15 protein-coding genes are annotated in these 18,341 nt (G+C 36.1%); 6 read left to right on the top strand and 9 right to left on the bottom strand.

Translation table 11 applies throughout. The features are described 5' to 3' along the window. Window positions 1-8: 8 nt before the first annotated feature. Genes ACFQ1Q_RS04490 through hemB form a run of 3 tightly spaced genes read right to left on the bottom strand, consistent with a single transcriptional unit; the run spans window position 9 to window position 2,579 of the window. Window positions 9-482, bottom strand: a complete 474-nt coding sequence (locus ACFQ1Q_RS04490; RefSeq protein WP_386128409.1) for a methylated-DNA--[protein]-cysteine S-methyltransferase — start codon at window positions 480-482, stop codon at window positions 9-11. Beyond that, entirely contained in the window at window positions 483-1,559 is a 1,077-nt protein-coding gene (locus tag ACFQ1Q_RS04485) for a CNNM domain-containing protein (protein WP_386128407.1), read from the bottom strand. Window positions 1,560-1,589: 30 nt separating this feature from the next. Then, entirely contained in the window at window positions 1,590-2,579 is a 990-nt protein-coding gene (gene hemB, locus ACFQ1Q_RS04480; protein ID WP_386128405.1) for a porphobilinogen synthase, read from the bottom strand. A gap of 75 nt (window positions 2,580-2,654) precedes the next feature. Between hemB and ACFQ1Q_RS04475 the strand changes: the two genes are divergently transcribed. Beyond that, window positions 2,655-4,985 (top strand): DEAD/DEAH box helicase family protein, encoded by a 2,331-nt coding sequence (locus ACFQ1Q_RS04475; RefSeq protein WP_386128403.1) that lies wholly within the window; start codon window positions 2,655-2,657, stop codon window positions 4,983-4,985. 90 nt (window positions 4,986-5,075) lie between these two features. After that, the gene (locus ACFQ1Q_RS04470) at window positions 5,076-5,291 is read left to right on the top strand and encodes a hypothetical protein (protein WP_386128401.1); all 216 of its coding nucleotides are present in this window, start codon (window positions 5,076-5,078) and stop codon (window positions 5,289-5,291) included. On the opposite strand, the gene hemF is transcribed toward ACFQ1Q_RS04470, so the two are convergent. From hemF to hemA, 6 genes are all read right to left on the bottom strand, one after another. Next, entirely contained in the window at window positions 5,292-6,194 is a 903-nt protein-coding gene (hemF, locus tag ACFQ1Q_RS04465) for an oxygen-dependent coproporphyrinogen oxidase (RefSeq protein ID WP_386128399.1), read from the bottom strand. It lies immediately after the preceding gene. Further along, window positions 6,184-6,726 carry a GNAT family N-acetyltransferase gene (locus ACFQ1Q_RS04460; protein ID WP_386128397.1) on the bottom strand — a complete coding sequence of 181 codons (543 nt, stop codon included), beginning with the start codon at window positions 6,724-6,726 and terminating at the stop codon, window positions 6,184-6,186. Before ACFQ1Q_RS04460 ends, hemF begins: the two co-directional genes overlap by 11 nt. Next, window positions 6,726-7,514 carry an EI24 domain-containing protein gene (locus tag ACFQ1Q_RS04455; protein WP_386128394.1) on the bottom strand — a complete coding sequence of 263 codons (789 nt, stop codon included), beginning with the start codon at window positions 7,512-7,514 and terminating at the stop codon, window positions 6,726-6,728. The genes ACFQ1Q_RS04460 and ACFQ1Q_RS04455 overlap by 1 nt, the downstream gene beginning before the upstream one ends. Window positions 7,515-7,592: 78 nt before the next feature. Beyond that, on the bottom strand, window positions 7,593-8,624 hold the full coding sequence (gene hemE / locus ACFQ1Q_RS04450; RefSeq protein WP_386128392.1) for a uroporphyrinogen decarboxylase: 1,032 nt from the start codon (window positions 8,622-8,624) through the stop codon (window positions 7,593-7,595). Window positions 8,625-8,782: 158 nt separating this feature from the next. After that, window positions 8,783-10,360, bottom strand: coding sequence for a hydroxymethylbilane synthase (gene hemC / locus ACFQ1Q_RS04445; RefSeq protein WP_386128390.1), 1,578 nt, complete (start codon window positions 10,358-10,360; stop codon window positions 8,783-8,785). After that, window positions 10,353-11,600 (bottom strand): glutamyl-tRNA reductase, encoded by a 1,248-nt coding sequence (gene hemA, locus ACFQ1Q_RS04440; protein ID WP_386128388.1) that lies wholly within the window; start codon window positions 11,598-11,600, stop codon window positions 10,353-10,355. Before hemA ends, hemC begins: the two co-directional genes overlap by 8 nt. 211 nt (window positions 11,601-11,811) lie before the next feature. On the opposite strand from hemA, the gene ACFQ1Q_RS04435 reads away from it, so the two are divergent. From ACFQ1Q_RS04435 to ACFQ1Q_RS04420, 4 genes are all read left to right on the top strand, one after another. Next, the gene (locus ACFQ1Q_RS04435) at window positions 11,812-12,714 is read left to right on the top strand and encodes an AraC family transcriptional regulator (protein ID WP_386128386.1); all 903 of its coding nucleotides are present in this window, start codon (window positions 11,812-11,814) and stop codon (window positions 12,712-12,714) included. A gap of 97 nt (window positions 12,715-12,811) precedes the next feature. Then, window positions 12,812-13,849, top strand: a complete 1,038-nt coding sequence (gene hemH, locus ACFQ1Q_RS04430; RefSeq protein WP_132704765.1) for a ferrochelatase — start codon at window positions 12,812-12,814, stop codon at window positions 13,847-13,849. Then, the gene (locus tag ACFQ1Q_RS04425; protein WP_386128384.1) at window positions 13,849-15,195 is read left to right on the top strand and encodes an MATE family efflux transporter; all 1,347 of its coding nucleotides are present in this window, start codon (window positions 13,849-13,851) and stop codon (window positions 15,193-15,195) included. Before hemH ends, ACFQ1Q_RS04425 begins: the two co-directional genes overlap by 1 nt. Before the next feature lie 54 nt (window positions 15,196-15,249). Beyond that, window positions 15,250-18,336 (top strand): WD40/YVTN/BNR-like repeat-containing protein, encoded by a 3,087-nt coding sequence (locus ACFQ1Q_RS04420; protein WP_386128382.1) that lies wholly within the window; start codon window positions 15,250-15,252, stop codon window positions 18,334-18,336. Window positions 18,337-18,341 lie beyond the last annotated feature (5 nt).

Raw genomic sequence — 18,341 nt, 5'->3', positions numbered from 1 at the left:
TTCCATCGTTAAAACAGCATTTGTTGTTTGTTCTGCCTTTCGTGATTAATGAGCCATTGTTTTCTATGTAAACCACCAGCATAGCCAGTTAAACTTCCGTTGCTTCCAATAACACGATGGCATGGAACTATAATCCAAAGTGGATTTTTACCATTGGCGTTAGCCACAGCTCTAATAGCCTTTGGGTCTCCTAATTGTTTTGATATATCTAAATACGAACAGGTTTTTCCAAAAGGAATCTGCTGTAAGTGTCGCCAAACTTTTTTCTGAAAATTAGTGCCTAAAGAATTTAGTTTTAAGTCAAAATGCCGCTGTTCTTCTCTAAAATAGGCTTTGAGTTGCGTTACACAATCTAACAAATCTTTTGGGATAATTTCTGAAAGTTTTTGACAGGTATCACCAATAGAAACTGAAGAAATACCATGAGCATCACCAGAAATCGTGGCATGACCTAATGGCAATTCGATGGTGCAGGTTTTCATTTATTCGTCAGTATTCTCGTCTTCAATAATGCCGAGGCGTTTGGCTCGTGTTTCCCAACTTTTCCTGGCTAACATTTGAAGGTCAGAAACGTTATCACTTTCGTCCATAATTTCAAGACCAAGAAGTGTTTCAATAACGTCTTCCATAGTTACCAAACCACTTACTGAACCGTATTCGTCAACAACTAAAGCCATGTGATTTCTACTTTCGACTAATTGTTCAAACAATTTTGGAATTGGTAATGTTCTATTAACAATAATAATATCCCGTTTTAATTCTGATAATAATTTTCCGCCATTACCAAATGCCATTTCTTTAAAAACGTCGTCTTTAAGAACTAGACCTGAAATGTTATCTGAGTTTTCTGTATATACTGGGATTCTAGAAAATCGAATGTTAGAATTAGCATTGAAAAAATCTTCAACAGTCATGACTTCATTTTCGGTTTTCATCACTGTTCGAGGCGTCATAACATCTTTAGCCTGTACATCTTTAAAGTTAAGTAAGTTTTTAATAACCTTACTTTCACTTTCTTCAAAAACCCCTTCTTCGTGAGCAATTTCTGTCATGGCAACAAAACCTTCACGACTTAAAACACTACCATGCCCTTTGCCACCAATAAGTTTTGTAGTGAGTTGCATAAGCCACAAAATGCCTGTCCATTTCAAAGGAAAAATCAATACATGCAATGCTTTGGTTGTAAAGTTTGCTAAACCTCTCCAATAGGTTGCGCCAATGGTTTTCGGGATAATTTCTGAAGCTACTAAAATTAAAAACGTCATTACCGCAGAAACGATAAAAACACCGTAGCTATCACCATCGCCATAAAGTGTTTCGGCTTGTTTACCAACCAAAATAGCACCAACAGTATGTGCAATGGTGTTTAAGGTTAGTATGGCGATTAGCGGTCTGTCAACATCCTTTTTTAAACTCTCTAAGTCTGAAGCATAGGCTTTGCCTTCATTCTTTTTTAGATTGAGAAATGTAGGTGTAATACTTAAAAGAACAGCCTCGAGAATAGAGCATAAAAATGAAAAGAAAATAGATATAAGCGCGTAAAATATGAGTAAACCCATTAATGGAATTTTGAATTAGTTAGCGCTAATTTACGAAATCAATTTAACAACATCCTTAGCAAAATAAGAAGCGATGATATCAGCGCCAGCACGCTTTATTGACGTCACTTGTTCTAGCATTACGCTATCATGGTCTAGCCAGCCTTTTTCTGAGGCTGCTTTTAGCATTGCGTACTCGCCAGAAACTTGGTAAACAGCAATTGGTACATCAAAACTATTTCTAATATCACGTACAATATCTAAGTAGCATAATCCTGGTTTTACCATAACAATATCAGCACCTTCGTTAATATCCATTTCGGTTTCTCGGATGGCTTCTTCACGATTGGCAAAATCCATTTGGTAGGTTTTTTTATCCTTTGGGATATTTTGAATATCCACAGGCGCAGAATCCAAAGCATCTCTAAATGGCCCATAAAATGAAGATGCATATTTTGCTGAGTAACTCATGATACCAACGTCGATTAAGTTAGATTGGTCCAAAGCTTCACGAATGCCCAAAATACGACCATCCATCATATCGCTTGGTGCCACAAAATCGGCACCAGCTTCGGCATGAGAAATGCTCATTTCGGCTAAAACTTCAACTGTAGCATCGTTAATTATTTTTCCATTTTCAATAATACCGTCATGCCCATAAACCGAAAATGGGTCAAGCGCCACATCGGTCATTACCAACATTTCTGGGCAAACGTCTTTAACGGTTTTTATAGCACGTTGCATTAATCCGTTAGGGTTTAGCGCTTCTGTACCTTTGTTATCTTTTAAAGCGTCTTCAACTTTTACAAAAAGTAATACCGACTTTAAACCTAAGCTCCAAAGTGTTTTTACTTCATCTTTTAGTAAATCTAGACTGTAGCGGTAATAGTTTGGCATTGATGCTATTTCTTCTTTAATGCCATTACCTTCAATAATAAAAAGCGGTACCAAAAAATCGTTTGGTGAGATAATAGTTTCTCTTACCAAACTTCTTATCACTTCATTGGTTCTTAGTCTTCGGTTTCGTCTTATTGGGAACATAGTTTTTTATAAAATAACGGTTGAATATGCTTATTTTTAGTGCTCACAAATTTAATCATTTAAACCCACAATCTATTGATAGATGCGTTCCGTGTTTTAGAGTTTCGGTTTCCATGGCGAAGCTATCAAGATAAACTTCTTCAAAATTTCTACAGTCATATTGCAGATAAGCATTTTCATGTTATTGCGCCGCCAGGTTCAGGAAAAACTATACTTGGTATTGAAATTTTAAGACGATTAGGTAAAAAAACACTGGTGCTCGCTCCGACGATTACTATTAGAAATCAGTGGCTAGATAGACTTCAGACTTTTTTTACGGACGACACGCCTTTTTTAGAGACCTCATTAGATATTAAAACGCCGAATACTATAACATTTTCGACGTATCAGTCTTTACATTCGTTTTATAAATCTTTTGAAAACAAAGATGACTTCTTAGAATTTTTCAAAAAACATAATATCGAAACCATTGTGCTTGATGAAGCACATCATTTAAAAAATGCATGGTGGACTTGCCTGATTGCCTTAAAAAAGAGCTATCCGTTTTTTATTGTGGCGTTAACCGCAACGCCGCCGTATGATAGTAGCCGACTTGAAATCAACAAATACTTTACACTATGTGGCGAAGTTGATGACGAAATTTGTGTGCCCGATTTAATTAGGGAAAATGATTTGAGTCCACATCAAGATTTTGTCTATTTCTCAAAACCTTATGATTCTGAGCTGAATTTTATAAACGATTACAGAAATAATATTGCCGAATTTAAGTCGAATCTTCTGTTGAGTGAGAATTTTATAAACTTGCTGAAAGCCTATCGGCTATATCAAAATCCGCAGGATTATCTCGACGAAATCTATTCGAATACCGCTTTCTTTTCTTCAATTTTAATTGCTCTAAATGAAGTCGGTATTCGAATTAACAAAGAGAAAATGCAAGTTTTAGGAATCGAAACGTTTGATAAAATTCGTTTACCAAAATTAGACCTGCATTGGTTTGAAATACTTTTGCAAAACCTTTTGGTTGAAGAACGTGAGAATTTGATTGAACATGAAGATTTTCTTTCAGATTTAGAAAAGAAATTAAGACGACTACACGGCTTCGAAAAAAATAAAGTCAATCTTACGGGAAACGAAACTTTATACAGGTCTTTAGCGTTTAGCCCAAGTAAATTAGAAAGCATCGTTGAAATTGTAAATGCCGAACGTTTATCGCTCCAAGACGATTTAAGTTGTGTTATTCTTACCGATTATATCAGAAAAGAATTTTTAAACACATCTGCCGAAGATGTTATGTATATTGATAAAATTGGTGTGCTACCAATATTTCATTACATCAGAACAAGTTCTATAAGTAATAAAGATTTGGCAGTGCTTACAGGCAGTTTGGTTATTATACATCATTCTAGAATTCGTGCGGTAAACGGTTTAAAAGGCGAAGAATTTTTCAACTTTTCGCCATTAAAAAGTGATGAAGATTTTGTAAAAGTAAATGTTTCTAATAGTTCAAGCAAAGCTATTGTGAGCATTATGACGCAACTCTTCGAAGAAGGAATTATTAAAGTACTAATCGGTACAAAAGCCTTATTAGGCGAAGGTTGGGATGCGCCTTCAATAAACAGTCTTATTTTGGCATCTTTTGTTGGGTCGTTTGTGTCTTCAAATCAGATGCGCGGTCGCGCGATTAGAATAGATGCAAATAATTCAAAAAAGACGAGTAACATTTGGCATTTAGCTTGTATTGACCCAACGGATATTCACGGCGGAAAAGAAGTCGAGTTATTAAAACGTCGTTTTTCTGCATTTTTAGGAATAACGAATACAACGATTCCTTTTATTAGCGATGGTTACGAGCGTTTAGGAATTCCTGAAACTATAAATTCTGAAGATGTTGATGATTTAAACGCTGAAACTTTAAATTATTCAGCACACAGAACTGAGACTTATCTTCAATGGAAACAATCTATTGGAAGAGGCACGAAATTGACCCGACAAATTCAGCTTGAAGATTATAAAGAACCAGAATTTAAAGCGCAACGCAGCGTCTTTTTCGCTAAAGCAACGCAATTGGTGGTTTTAGAAATATTCCTCATTCTGTTTATATTTTTGGCTCCAGCATTAGCAACAATTTTAGAACTTACGATCAATCAAAAGCTATCGTCTTTTATAAAGTTTATTGGCTTTATAGCTGTTCTTTATTTTGGTTATCGACTATATAAACTCGTTGTTTATTATTTGCGTCATGGGTTTTTACATACAAAAATTAAAAGAATTGGTTTAGCTATTTTACAAACCATGGACGAAATAGGAATATTTATTACAAATAAAAAAAACGTACAAGTCCATTCTGAAAAAACCTACGGTGGCGCAGTAAATTGCACACTTAAAGGCGCAACTAATTACGAATAATCTTTCTTTTTAAAAACCCTTTCTGAAGTTTTAGAAGTCCCTCAATCTCCGAGATATATTTTAGTAAATACCAATCTTTTTAAAAGAGGATTGAATGTTGAAAATTTTTATCCTGTTCCTGATGTGTTCGGAAAAAATAAAAAAGACGCAGAACGCTTTCATAGAAACTGGAATCGTTTTGTAGGCAAAAGCCAGTTGATTTTTACAAGACAACCCGAAGGGAGACGTATTCTGTTGAAAGCAAGACTATTTCATCATAGTAACGAGTTGCAAGACAATCTTAAAGACGTCACTATTTGGAATTAATTAAGCCCAATCAATTGGATTCTGCAACACATTTATCAATCGCTCTTCATCACTACCAGCTTGTGGTTGATGGTCGTAAACCCATTGCACATGTGGTGGCAAACTCATAAGAATACTTTCAATTCTTCCATTGGTTTTAAGTCCGAATAATGTGCCTTTATCGTGGACCAAATTAAATTCCACATAACGACCACGACGGATTTCTTGCCAATTGCGTTGCTCCTGACTGTAATCTAAATCTTTACGTTTTTCTACTATAGGGACATAAGCGTCCAAAAAGCTATCGCCAATTTCTGTTACAAAATTAAACCAATCTTTCATCGACATGTCGTCTGTTGCTTTACAATAATCAAAAAATAAACCGCCAATACCACGAGCTTCGTTGCGGTGTGCATTGTGGAAATACTCATCGCATCTGGCTTTATATTTTGGATAGAATTCTGGATGATGCCTATCACAAGCCGTTTTACAGGTTTGATGAAAGTGTTTGGCATCTTCATCAAATAAATAATACGGCGTTAAATCTTGACCGCCACCAAACCATTGGTCGGCTATTTCTTCGTTTGCATCATACATTTCAAAATAACGCCAATTTGCGTGAACGGTTGGCACCATTGGGTTTTTAGGATGTAAAACCAAACTTAATCCGCAAGCAAAAAAGTTTGCGTCTTTTACACCAAAATGCTGTTGCATAGTTTTAGGTAATTCGCCATGAACCGCAGAAATGTTTACACCACCTTTTTCGAAAACACGACCGTTTTCAATGACGCGCGTTCTTCCGCCACCGCCTTCAGGACGATTCCACAGGTCTTCTTTAAAGCGCGCTAAACCATCAATTTCTTCTAATCTAGACGTGATTTGGTCTTGTAGATTTTGTATGTATTCGTAAAATTTATCTTTCATATTTATACAATTCAAACAACTCCATATTTAGAGCTTTTTCGCCTGGCGGTGCATAAGATTTATTAAGCATTTTTATCCACTTAAAGTTATTTTTTTCAGCAACTTTTATACTTGCCATATTTGTTTTATGTGAAATAATTTGAAGTGTTTCCAACCCCAATTCTTCAAAAGCATATTTTGAAAGCGCTTTAATCGATTGAGAAATCAAACCTTTGCCTTTAAAATTATAGTCGATGCAATAGGCAAACTCGCCTTGTTTTTTGTCCCAATCTAATTCTTTGATGTAAATTAAACCAGCTAGTTTTCTAGTTTCAGACTGTTTTAAAGTGAAAAGAAATTCAGTTTTATTCTGAAAGGCTTTCACCTTGTTATCAACAAATATTTGAGATAAAGTAGGATTGAGATTTTGTTCTAACGTCTTTGGAAAATAGCGTTTAAAACGGTCTGCATTTGCAACGCATAAATCGCAAATTTTCCAAGCATCACCATTATGAATAGGATTAATTTCGAAACCGTTAAACGTTGCTATCATTAAGTGTTTTCTATTATTTCGAATGGTTCAAAACCGATGTGTTCACCTTCATCATCATCAAATAATAAATCGACCGCAATTACAGAAGCTGAAGTTACGCTTAAAGGAAGAACAAGTACAACACCAACAACAGGAATTAAAAGCAATAGCATAAAACCAATACCGTTGCCTATGGCTAAACCTCTGTTTTTTCTAATGAAATCTACACTTTCACGATACGTAAAATGACGCTCCAATGTATAATCCATATTCCCGAAACCTGCATAATAGGCTTGAACCAAAAACAATAATGCAGTTGAAAAAATATTTACAACAGGAATAAATTTTAAAAGTAAAATAGGTAAGGTGTAAAGCAATTCTTTAAAAAGATTTCTAGCTCCTAATCTTAGTCCACGAATGAGTTGTTTTGAAAATGTTGGATTGATTTTATTTTCTGCAGGTTTTCCAGTATAATATTCTTCAATCTTCTCTGAAACTGGACCCATAAAAGGAGATGACAAGGCAATAATAATATGTTTGAACAAGAATACGCCCAAAAAGAAAATCATGATGCCAGCAATAAATGTTGAAATCACAGTAAAAGTCGTGCTTCCAAATTCCCAAGGCCAAACGCCAGCCATCCATTCGCCAAGATTATCTGATAAACCGTAAGCCGAAACAAAGATTAGAATAAATACAACCAAACTAAGTAACATTGGAATAACAAAGTATTTCCAAAGTTTTAGTTTTGAAATTAAACTGTAAGCGCCAGAATAGACTTGTAGTCCGTTGAAGATGTCTCTAATCATAATTTTTCTACTTATTCCTTCAAAAAACAAAAGAAATAGTTAATAATTATATGACGCAAAATTAGGTAAAGTGTTACGCTATTGCGGACTTTTATATTCCTTTACTGCATCAATAAATGCCTTGGCTTTATCTAGACTAATATTTGGTAAAATACCGTGACCTAAATTTACAATGTATTTGTCTTTCCCAAACTCGTTAATCATTTGGGTGACCATTTTTTTGATTTCAGATGGAGGCGAAAATAATCGTGTTGGGTCAAAATTACCTTGAAGCGTAATGTTTCCACCCGTTAAATAACGTGCGTTTCTTGCTGAGCATGTCCAATCTATACCAAGTGCAGATGCACCTGATTTTGCCATGTCTCCAAGTGCAAACCAACAACCTTTTCCGAAAGCGATTACAGGTGTTTCGTCTTTTAAAGCATCGATAATTTGCTGAATGTATTGCCACGAAAATTCTTGATAATCTACTGGAGATAACATGCCGCCCCAAGAATCGAAAACTTGCACGGCATTAACACCGGCTTTTACTTTTTCTTTTAAATAGGCAATCGTCGTATCTGTAATTTTTTGAAGTAATCCATGCGCTGCTATTGGATTTGTAAAACAAAATTCTTTAGCTTTATCAAAATTCTTAGAACCTTGTCCTTGCACACAATAGCAAAGAATAGTCCATGGTGAGCCAGCAAAACCAATTAACGGGATTTCGTCATTTAGTTTTTCTTTTGTGGCTTTTATGGCTTGGTACACATAGTCTAGCTCTATTGTGACATCGGGGACAATTACGTTATCAACATCCTTTTGAGAGCGAATAGGATTCGGTAAATACGGCCCAAAATTAGGTTTCATTTGCACCTCTATATTCATGGCTTGCGGAATCACCAATATATCAGAAAATAAAATGGCTGCATCCATGCCGTAACGACGGATTGGTTGTACCGTAATTTCACTAGCTAATTCTGGTGTTTGGCAACGTGTAAAGAAATCGTACTTTGCTTTAATTTCCATAAATTCAGGCAAGTAACGCCCAGCTTGACGCATCATCCAAACTGGCGGACGTTCAACAGTTTCTCCTTTTAATGCTCTTAAAAATAAATCGTTTTTAATCATTCCTATCCCTAACCCTTTCCAAAGGAAAGGGAATTTATTAGTCCTTTTTAATTAAACTTTAGTATAGTTTTCGACTTTATCCAAAATCAAAAACCTTACTTTTCAAACAAGCTCATTTTCCACATCAGTTTCTTCCTTTCGGGAAGATTAAGATGGGCTTAAATATAATGTTCGTTCACCAACTCAATTACACTTTCCACAGTCGGCACCTTCGCTACGCGCACATCTTCAAAATGTTTGCGAGCAACGGTTGCTGTGGTTTCACCAATGCAAAAGGCGATACCATTTGCTTTATTTTGTTTTAAAAAACTATCAACCGTAGATGGACTGTAAAACATGATTCCATCTAAATTCTGTTCAACTTTTACAGCGTCGTATTTAGTTTGGTAAGCTTCAACTTCGTTGACCTTAATGTGATTTTCAGCTAATATACTTGGTAAATCATCCAAACGTAAATCACTACAGAAATAGGTGACTTCTGTACCATCAATAAAATCGACTAAATGTTCTGCTAATTTTTTCGCATTAGATGCCATGTGCGTGACTTTTCCAATACGTTTTTCTATCATTCGTTTGGTTCTTCGACCAACACAATAGATATTTTTGAATTGTAATTCTGGCGCTGAAAAATTGGTTAATAACGCCTCAACAGCATTTTGACTTGTGATGACCACATTCTTAATTTCGTTTCTAACAACAGTTTTCGGAATTCGGTTAAGACTAATTTTTATAGCATCATTACTCTTAGAATTCACATCATTATGAAACAATAACTTTTGGTCTTCAGTAAGTGTTTTAGTTGAATATATGTTAATGTCTTTTTCGCTGCGTTGCAATTGGTCAATAAGTGTTTTTCCGCCTTTTCCGATGACGTAATCTGCACAAAATTCGGCTAGATTATCGTGTTTTCCGAGCGGCACCACTTTAGCAACTTCAATTTTTTTCGTGCCATCTTTACTTAAGAGAATACCTTTAAAATTAACTTCTTCGTTCTTGTCGATATAGCAAATGGCGCCTATTGGTGCGGTACAACCACCTTCAAGTTTATTTAAAAATTTGCGCTCAATACCGGTGCAAATTTCTGTTTCTCTGTGGTTGATTTCTGCACAAATAGCGCGTGTCTCTTCATCTTCTTCCAATGCAGCAACCATAACGGCACCTTGTGCTGGCGCAGGAATCATCCAATGCAAATTGATAGAGTTTTCAGGTTTTATACCTAAACGTCCCAATCCTGCAGCTGCGAAAATAGCAGCATTCCAATCGTTATTTTCTAACTTCTCTAAACGGCTATTTACATTACCACGTAAATCTGTTACTGTATGTGTTGGATAGCGATTAAGCCATTGCGCACGACGACGCAAACTTCCTGTTGCAATAATTGCATCACGTTGAGACATAAACTCTTCATTCTTCTTAAAAACCAAGCAGTCGTTGATATTTCCGCGTTTTAAAACAGCAGCTTGTACAATACCTTTAGGTAAAACCGTCGGTACATCTTTAAGCGAATGCACAGCAATATCAATATCGCCGTTAAGCATTGCAATATCTAATGTTTTTGTGAAAATTCCAGTGATGCCTAACTCATACAGAGGCTTGTCTAAAACGATATCACCTGTAGATTTCACAGGCACTAGAACGGATTTATGACCGAGTTGTTCTAATTGAGATTGAACAGTTTTTGCTTGCCACATAGCGAGCTGGCTGTCGCGTGTGCCAATGCGAATAATTTTAGACATTTTGGGTGGTTTCTAACTGAAATATTTTTTTGATAAGCTCTAAACTTTCGTCCGAAGTATTTGAATCTTCTCTTAAGTGGTGTGCAAATTGATTAGTAATTTTCTGTATAAGATTGTTGGTAACCAACTCAATTTGCTGCTCGTTAAAGTTATCTAACTTTTTGCGCTGATTGTTAACTTCAAGATTTTTTATGTCCGTTAATTTGTGCTTGATGGCTTGAATAGTTGGAACAAATTTTAAAGTATCTAACCAGGCATTAAAATCTGATGTAATTTCCGCAATAATTTGCTCTGCAGCAGGTATGAATGCTTTACGTTTTTCTAAAGTATCATCGGTGATTTTTACTAAATCATCCATATGAACTAACGTAATATTGTCTAGTTCCTTAACGTCTTCGTTAACGTTTTTAGGAATTGATAAATCTAAAATCAGCAATGGCTTTTCTCTTGAAATAAGAGATTTATAAACCGTTGGATGTTGCGCGCCAGTAGCTACAACTACAATATCCGAATTGTTTATTTCAGACTGTAAATCGGTATAATCTTTTACAACTAAATTAAATTTACCTGCAATAGCTTCAGCCTTATCTTTTGTTCTGTTGATTAAAGTTATATGCGGATTTTTTGTGTGTTTTACTAAATTTTCACAAGTATTACGTCCAATTTTTCCAGTACCAAACAAAAGGATGTTTTTGTCCGAAATTTTTTCAACATTATTCATGATATATTGGACAGAAGCAAAAGAAACCGAAGTTGCTCCAGAAGATAATTCAGTTTCATTTTTAATACGTTTACTTGCTTGAATCACAGCATTCAATAAACGCTCAATGTAAGAATTTAGTAACCCATACTCTTTTGAACGGCGTGCACCAGCTTTAAGCTGACCAATGATTTCAAAATCGCCAAGAATTTGGCTATCCAAACCAGAACCAACACGAAACATGTGCGCAATAGCTTCAGAATTTTTATGAATGTAAGCAACTTGTCTAAACTCCTCAACAGTGCCTTTTGTGTTTTCGCAAAGCAATTCAATAAGTTGACAAGGACTCTCCGCAAAACCGTAAATTTCGGTACGGTTACAAGTAGAAACCAACAACAAACTCTCAATGCCAGCAGTTTTTGCTTGCTCCAAAATAGAAGTTTTGGCGGCATCACTTAAACTAAAATGACCACGAACTTCGGCATCTGCCTTCTTGTAGCTGAGACCAATAGCGTAAAAATGAGTTTGTTTTTTGTTCATGAATCTTATTCAGATTTGGAAAATTTCTTCCAAAAATCCACTTGCAAAAATAAGAGTGAATATTAACTAAAAATAACGCTTAAAGAACTTTAAATATCGTTATGGGTTTTTTAACGTTGTTTTTTAATGAAATAGCCAAAATGTCTTATTTTTGTAGGGATTAAGGGCTTTTTACAGCACTTTGTTTAGAACGAATCTAAATAGTGTAAAAATGAAAATTGAAAATAAAATTGAAAAAAGTATCGCTAAAGGTACTTTTGAAGAAGTCTTTCTCGAAGACGGGTTTTTTATACTTATTTATAAAAATGAAAGTAAAGCAATTGAACTTGCAGAACGCCAGATAGATAGTAGTTATATTCAGTTTCATTTTTGTGCAAAAGGAGAGGCTACTTTTGTGTTTAATCAAGGTAGTTACCGCTTGCCGATTCTCGGAGACACATCGCTTTTACTTTATAATCCACAACGCGATTTACCTATTCACTTGGAAGTGCAACCCAATTGTATGTTGGTGTCTTTAGTTATTTCTTTAGAGAAATTTCACCGATTATTCTCGCAAGATGCCTCTTATGTCACCTTTTTATCCGAAGACAATCGCGATAAAAAATATTACAAAGACGGAAGCATTACACCATCAATGGCGGTGGTAATTAATCAGTTGTTGAGTTTTAATTTAAACAACTCTATAAAACCATTATATTTTAAAGGAAAAGCCTACGAATTATTAAGTTTATTCTTTAATAGAAGTGAAGATGCAGATATTGAGCAATGCCCATTTTTGGTAGACGAATCTAACGTTGCCAAACTAAAACATGCCAAGGATATTATCATCGCCAACATGGCTGAGCCACCAACTTTACAAGAATTATCAGACCAAATAGATTTAAGCTTAAAGAAGCTAAAAGAAGGCTTTAAACAAATATATGGTGATACGGTTTTTGGTTTCCTCTTCGACTACAAAATGGAAGTTGCCCGTAAACTTTTAGAGTCTGGCAATTATAACGTTAACGAGGTTGGACTCAAAGTTGGTTATAGCACAGCAAGCCATTTTATCGCAGCGTTTAAAAAGAAGTTTGGAACAACGCCAAAGAAATATATTATGGAGATGAATGGTTAGATAAATTATATGGCTCAATAATTAAATACAATACTCAACTCAAAAATCCTTTCCCAAAAGCATCGTATCTTTACATTCTGAAAAAGAAAATTAATATATGAAAGGCATATTATTAGTAAATCTCGGTTCGCCAGATACACCAAATCCTAAAGACGTAAAACGCTATTTGGGAGAGTTTTTAATGGATGAGCGCGTCATAGACGTACCACTTTGGGCACGTACACTTTTGGTTAAAGGAATTATTTTAAATACGCGACCAAAAGCTTCGGCAAAAGCTTATAAAAAAATCTGGTGGGATGAAGGTTCGCCATTAATTGTACTGTCCGAACGTTTGCAAGAAAAAGTGCAGAACAAAGTCGATTATCCTGTCGCTTTAGCCATGCGCTACGGAAGTATGACACTTAAAAATGGCTTGCAAGAGTTAGTTGATAAGGGTTGTACTGAGATTAAAACCATTCCGCTATATCCACAGTTTGCCATGGCAACAACGGAAACGATTGATGTGAAAATTGATGAGTTGGTTGCAGAGCATTTCCCACAAGTAAAAATCACAAGAACACCAGCATTTTATAAGCGCGAAGATTACATTAATGCGCTTTCTGCAAGTATAGGTGAAGTTCTTAACGGACTGGATTATGAGCATATCTTATTCAGCTATCACGGTGTTCCAGAACGCCACATTCGTAAAAGTGACGTCACTAACGGTAATTGCAAAATGGATGGTAAATGCTGTTTCAAAAAAGGAAGTCCGCAACACGAATTTTGTTACCGTCACCAATGCGAAATCACTACTATAAACGTTGCTAAAAAATTAGGTTTAAAAAACGGAACGTATTCCACAACCTTTCAATCGCGTTTAGGATTTGACCCATGGTTAAAGCCATACACAGACCGAACGATTGAACGTATGGGAAAAGAAGGCATTAAAAAAATGGCTATTGTAACACCAGCTTTTGTAAGTGATTGTCTTGAAACTTTAGAAGAGATAGCTATGGAAGGCGAAGAAATTTTTCACGAAGTCGGCGGAGAAGAATTTACTGTGATTCCATGCCTCAATGAACGTGATGATTTCGCTCAAGTGTTAACCAATATTATTGAAGAATGGGCGAAGACGCCTGAAAATGCCATGGTTTAATGGCTAAAGTATCTTCACAAGACTTAGTGTATGAACCTATTGGTAAACTCCTGATAAAGCAAGCCGTACCAGCATCTATTGGTATTCTGGTGATGTCCTTAAACATTCTTGTAGATACTATTTTTGTTGGTAATTGGATTGGATCAACAGCAATTGCAGCCATTAACGTTGTGTTGCCAGTATCTTTTTTTATTGCTGCTTTAGGTATGGCCATTGGTGTTGGTGGCTCATCAATAATTTCTAGAGCTTTGGGCGCGAATAATACCGAAAAAGCCTTAAAGGTATTTGGAAATCAAATCACGCTAACCTTTTTATTCACTGTAACCTTTGCGATTTTTGGGTTGTATTTTGTAGATACTTTGATTCCTGCTTTTGGAGGAAAAGGAAACATCTTCGCTCCAGCAAAAATTTATTACGAAATTATACTTTACGGTGTTCCTATTTTAGGATTCGTCATGATGGGAAACAACGTCATCCGTGCTGAAGGAAAACCAAAATTTGCTATGTATGCGATGTTAATTCCTTCTGTCGGAAATTTATTGTTCGATTATATTTTCATTAACATTTTTGACTACGGAATGGCAGGTGCGGCTTGGGCAACAACAGGTTCTTATATCGTATCATTTTTGTTTATTCTCTGGTATTTTTTATCTGAACATTCTGAATTAAAAATAGATCGTTCGCATTTTGGGTTGGACAAACCAATTGTTTCAGAAATTGGTGCTTTAGGTTTTGTAACATTGTCTCGTCAAGCGGTTGTAAGTGTTACCTTTCTTTTAGTCAATAATGCTTTATATGGCTTTGGTGGAGAAACATCGGTTACGGCTTATGCCATTGTTGGTCGTATGAGCATGTTTGCGCTCTTTCCAGTTTTTGGAATAACACAAGGATTTATTCCTATTGCAGGTTATAATTATGGAGCCGAAAAGTTTAACCGTGTAAAAGAGGTCATTTTTACAGCCATAAAATATGCAACTGTTTTGGCTATAATTGTTTTTGCAATACTAATGATTTTTCCTGAAGTCATTACAAAATTGTTTACAACTGATGCAGACGTTTTGGCCATTACACCAACCAATATGCGATGGGCGTTTGCTGCTATTCCTATTTTGGCTCTGCAATTAATAGGTGCAGCCTATTTTCAAGCCATCGGTAAAGCATTGCCAGCACTTATATTAACATTAACACGTCAAGCAATTTTCTTTATTCCGTTAATGTACATTTTGCCACTGTTTTTTGGCGAATTGGGAATTTGGATAGCATTTCCTATTTCAGATTTACTTTCAACTATAGTAACTTATTATTTTTTGCGTCGCGAGATTAGGTTAAAGTTAGATATTGCTTAAAAGCTTATCGATTTAATTCTTATTTTTAAATTTCGAAAACTAACTTACAATTCCATGCGATTATCTATCACTATTGTAGCAGTTCTGCTATCGTTATTCACATTAAATCTTAACGCCCAAAACTTCGACGAATCCCATTATTCAGGATTAGAATACCGTCTTGTCGGACCTTTCCGTGGCGGAAGAAGTGCCGCCGTAACTGGTGTGCCTAACCAACCTAACCTTTATTATTTTGGTGCTACCGGTGGTGGCATTTGGAAGACCATGAATGGTGGTCGCCAATGGGAAAACATTTCTGATGGTTTTTTTGGAGGAAGTATTGGCGCAATAGCAGTTTCAAAAAGCGACCCTAATGTCATCTATGTTGGTGGTGGTGAGAAAACGGTTCGTGGTAATGTGTCCTCAGGCTATGGCATGTGGAAGAGTGTTGATGCAGGTAAAACGTGGATATCTGCCGGTTTACCAAAATCGCGTCATATTCCGCGTATTGCTATTCATCCAACAGACCACAATATCGTTTATGCAGGTGTTATGGGTAATTTGTACAAACCTACCGAGGAGCGTGGTGTTTACAAAAGTACCGATGGTGGAAAAACATGGAAAAAAACTTTATTTGCCAATGCAAATGCTGGTGTTGTCGATTTAATTATCGACCCTACGAATCCAAGACACTTATATGCATCTACATGGCGAATAAATCGCACACCTTACAGTTTAAATTCTGGTGGCGAAGGTTCAGCATTATGGAAAAGTACCGATAGCGGCGAAACTTGGACAGAAATTTCTAAAATGAAAGGTTTTCCTGAAGGCACTTTGGGCATCATTGGTGTAACGGTTTCGCCATTAAATAACCAGCGTGTTTGGGCAATTGTAGAAAATAAAGATAAAGGTGGTTTGTTTCGAAGTGATGATGGTGGCGAAAGCTGGACGCAAGTCAATAGTGAACGTAAACTTAGACAACGCGCATGGTATTATACTCGTGTTTATGCAGATACCAAAGACATTAACACAGTTTATGTGTTGAATGTAAGTTATCATAAAAGTACAGATGGTGGAAAAACATTCGGAAATTATCGCGCACCTCATGGTGACCATCATGATTTATGGATTGCACCAGAAGACCCTAATCGTATGATTATTGGAGATGATGGAGGCGCGCAAGTCACTTACGATGGTGGCGAAACTTGGAGCACCTATTACAATCAGCCAACCTCACAATTTTATCGTGTGACTACGGATAATGCATTTCCTTACCGAATTTACGCAGCACAACAAGACAATTCTACAATTAGAATTCCGCACAGAACAGACGGAAGAGCTATTACTGAAGATGACTGGGAAAGTACAGCAGGTGGCGAATCGGCACATATTGCTGTTGATCCAGAAGACAATGACATTGTTTACGGCGGAAGTTATGACGGTTTCTTAACCCGATTAAACCATAAAACAGGAACAGTTAGAGCTATTAATGTTTGGCCAGACAACCCAATGGGTCATGGTGCTGAAGGTATGAAATACCGTTTTCAGTGGAATTTCCCGATTATATTTTCGAAGCATAATCCAAATAGAATGTACACCTTCTCACAGCATGTACATGTGACTGAAAATGAAGGTCAATCTTGGGACATTATCAGTCCAGATTTAACACGTAATGACCCAGAAAAACTAAAATCTTCAGGTGGACCAATTACGCAAGATAATACGTCGGTAGAATATTATTGTACCATTTTCGCGGCACAAGAATCGCCATTAAAAGAAGGTTTACTTTGGGTTGGAAGTGATGATGGATTGGTGCACGTGTCTAAAGATGGTGGAAAAAACTGGGATAATGTCACGCCAAAAGGAATGCCAGAATGGATGATGATAAATAGTATTGAGCCAAGTGCTTTTGATGAAGGTACCTGCTACATCGCAGGAACAAAATACAAAACAGGTGATTTTACACCATATCTATACAAAACAACTGATTACGGAAAAAACTGGACAAAAATTACAAACGGCATCAATAACGAGCATTTTACAAGAGTGCTTCGCGAAGACCCAAAACAAAAAGGATTGCTATATGCAGGTACAGAAACAGGAATGTATATTTCTTTTAATGATGGTAAAAACTGGAAACCATTTCAGCTGAATTTACCGATAGTACCAATTACAGATTTAACCATAAAAGACAATAATCTTATTGTAGCGACTCAAGGTCGAAGCCTTTGGATGATTGATGATTTAACGCTTATTCATCAGTTGTACAATGCCGATTTGAATAAAAATATATTATTCAAACCAAAAGACACTTACAGAATGCGTGGCGGAAGTCGTAAAGGAAGCAAAACAGCAGGCACCAATCATCCAAATGGTGTTATTACGTATTTCAATTTGAAAAATTTAAAGGACGATGATAAAGTGTCTTTGACGTATTTTGATAAAAAAGGTGATACAATAAAAACTTATTCTAACAAAGACAAGAAGAATAAACTTACGGTAAAAAAAGGTGCAAATCAGTTTGTTTGGGATATGACCTACGATGGAGCAGAACGTTTGCCGGGCATGATTTTATGGTGGGCAAGTTTAGAAGGTCCAAGAGCAACACCAGGTAAGTATAAGGTGAGTTTAAATGTCAATGGTGAAGAATTATCGCAGCCTTTCACAATTCTTGCTGACCCAAGAGCAGAAAGCACTTTAGCAGATATGGAAGCACAATTCAAGTTTATTGAAGATGTAAACGCAACAATGGATGAAGCGCACAAATCCATTAAAAAGATTAGAAATATCAATAAGCAATTAGGCGCTTTCCAAAGCCAATACAAAGGTGATGAGAATGTGAAAGACTTGGTTGAAAAAGCTAAAGTACTTCAAGAAAAACTAGGTGATATTGAAAAAGCATTATACCAAACTAAAAATAGAAGTGGGCAAGACCCGTTAAATTTCCCAATTCGTTTAACCAATAAATTGGGGCATCTTAATTCTTTAGTTCGTATGGGCGATTTTGCACCAACGGCTCAAGATATTGCGGTAAAGAACGAGTTGACAGGCAAAATTGAAACGCAGCTATCCGCTTTTAATACCATTTTGAGCGATGAGGTAAAAGCGTTTAATGCCGCCTTTAATTCGAAACAGTTGAATTATTTATTCGTAGAGGATTAATAAAG

Origin of the sequence: Winogradskyella litorisediminis, from assembly GCF_042675765.1 — a bacterium.
In the GTDB taxonomy this organism is placed as follows: Bacteria; Bacteroidota; Bacteroidia; order Flavobacteriales; family Flavobacteriaceae; genus Winogradskyella; species Winogradskyella litorisediminis.
This window is presented reverse-complemented; position numbering and strand designations above follow the sequence as displayed.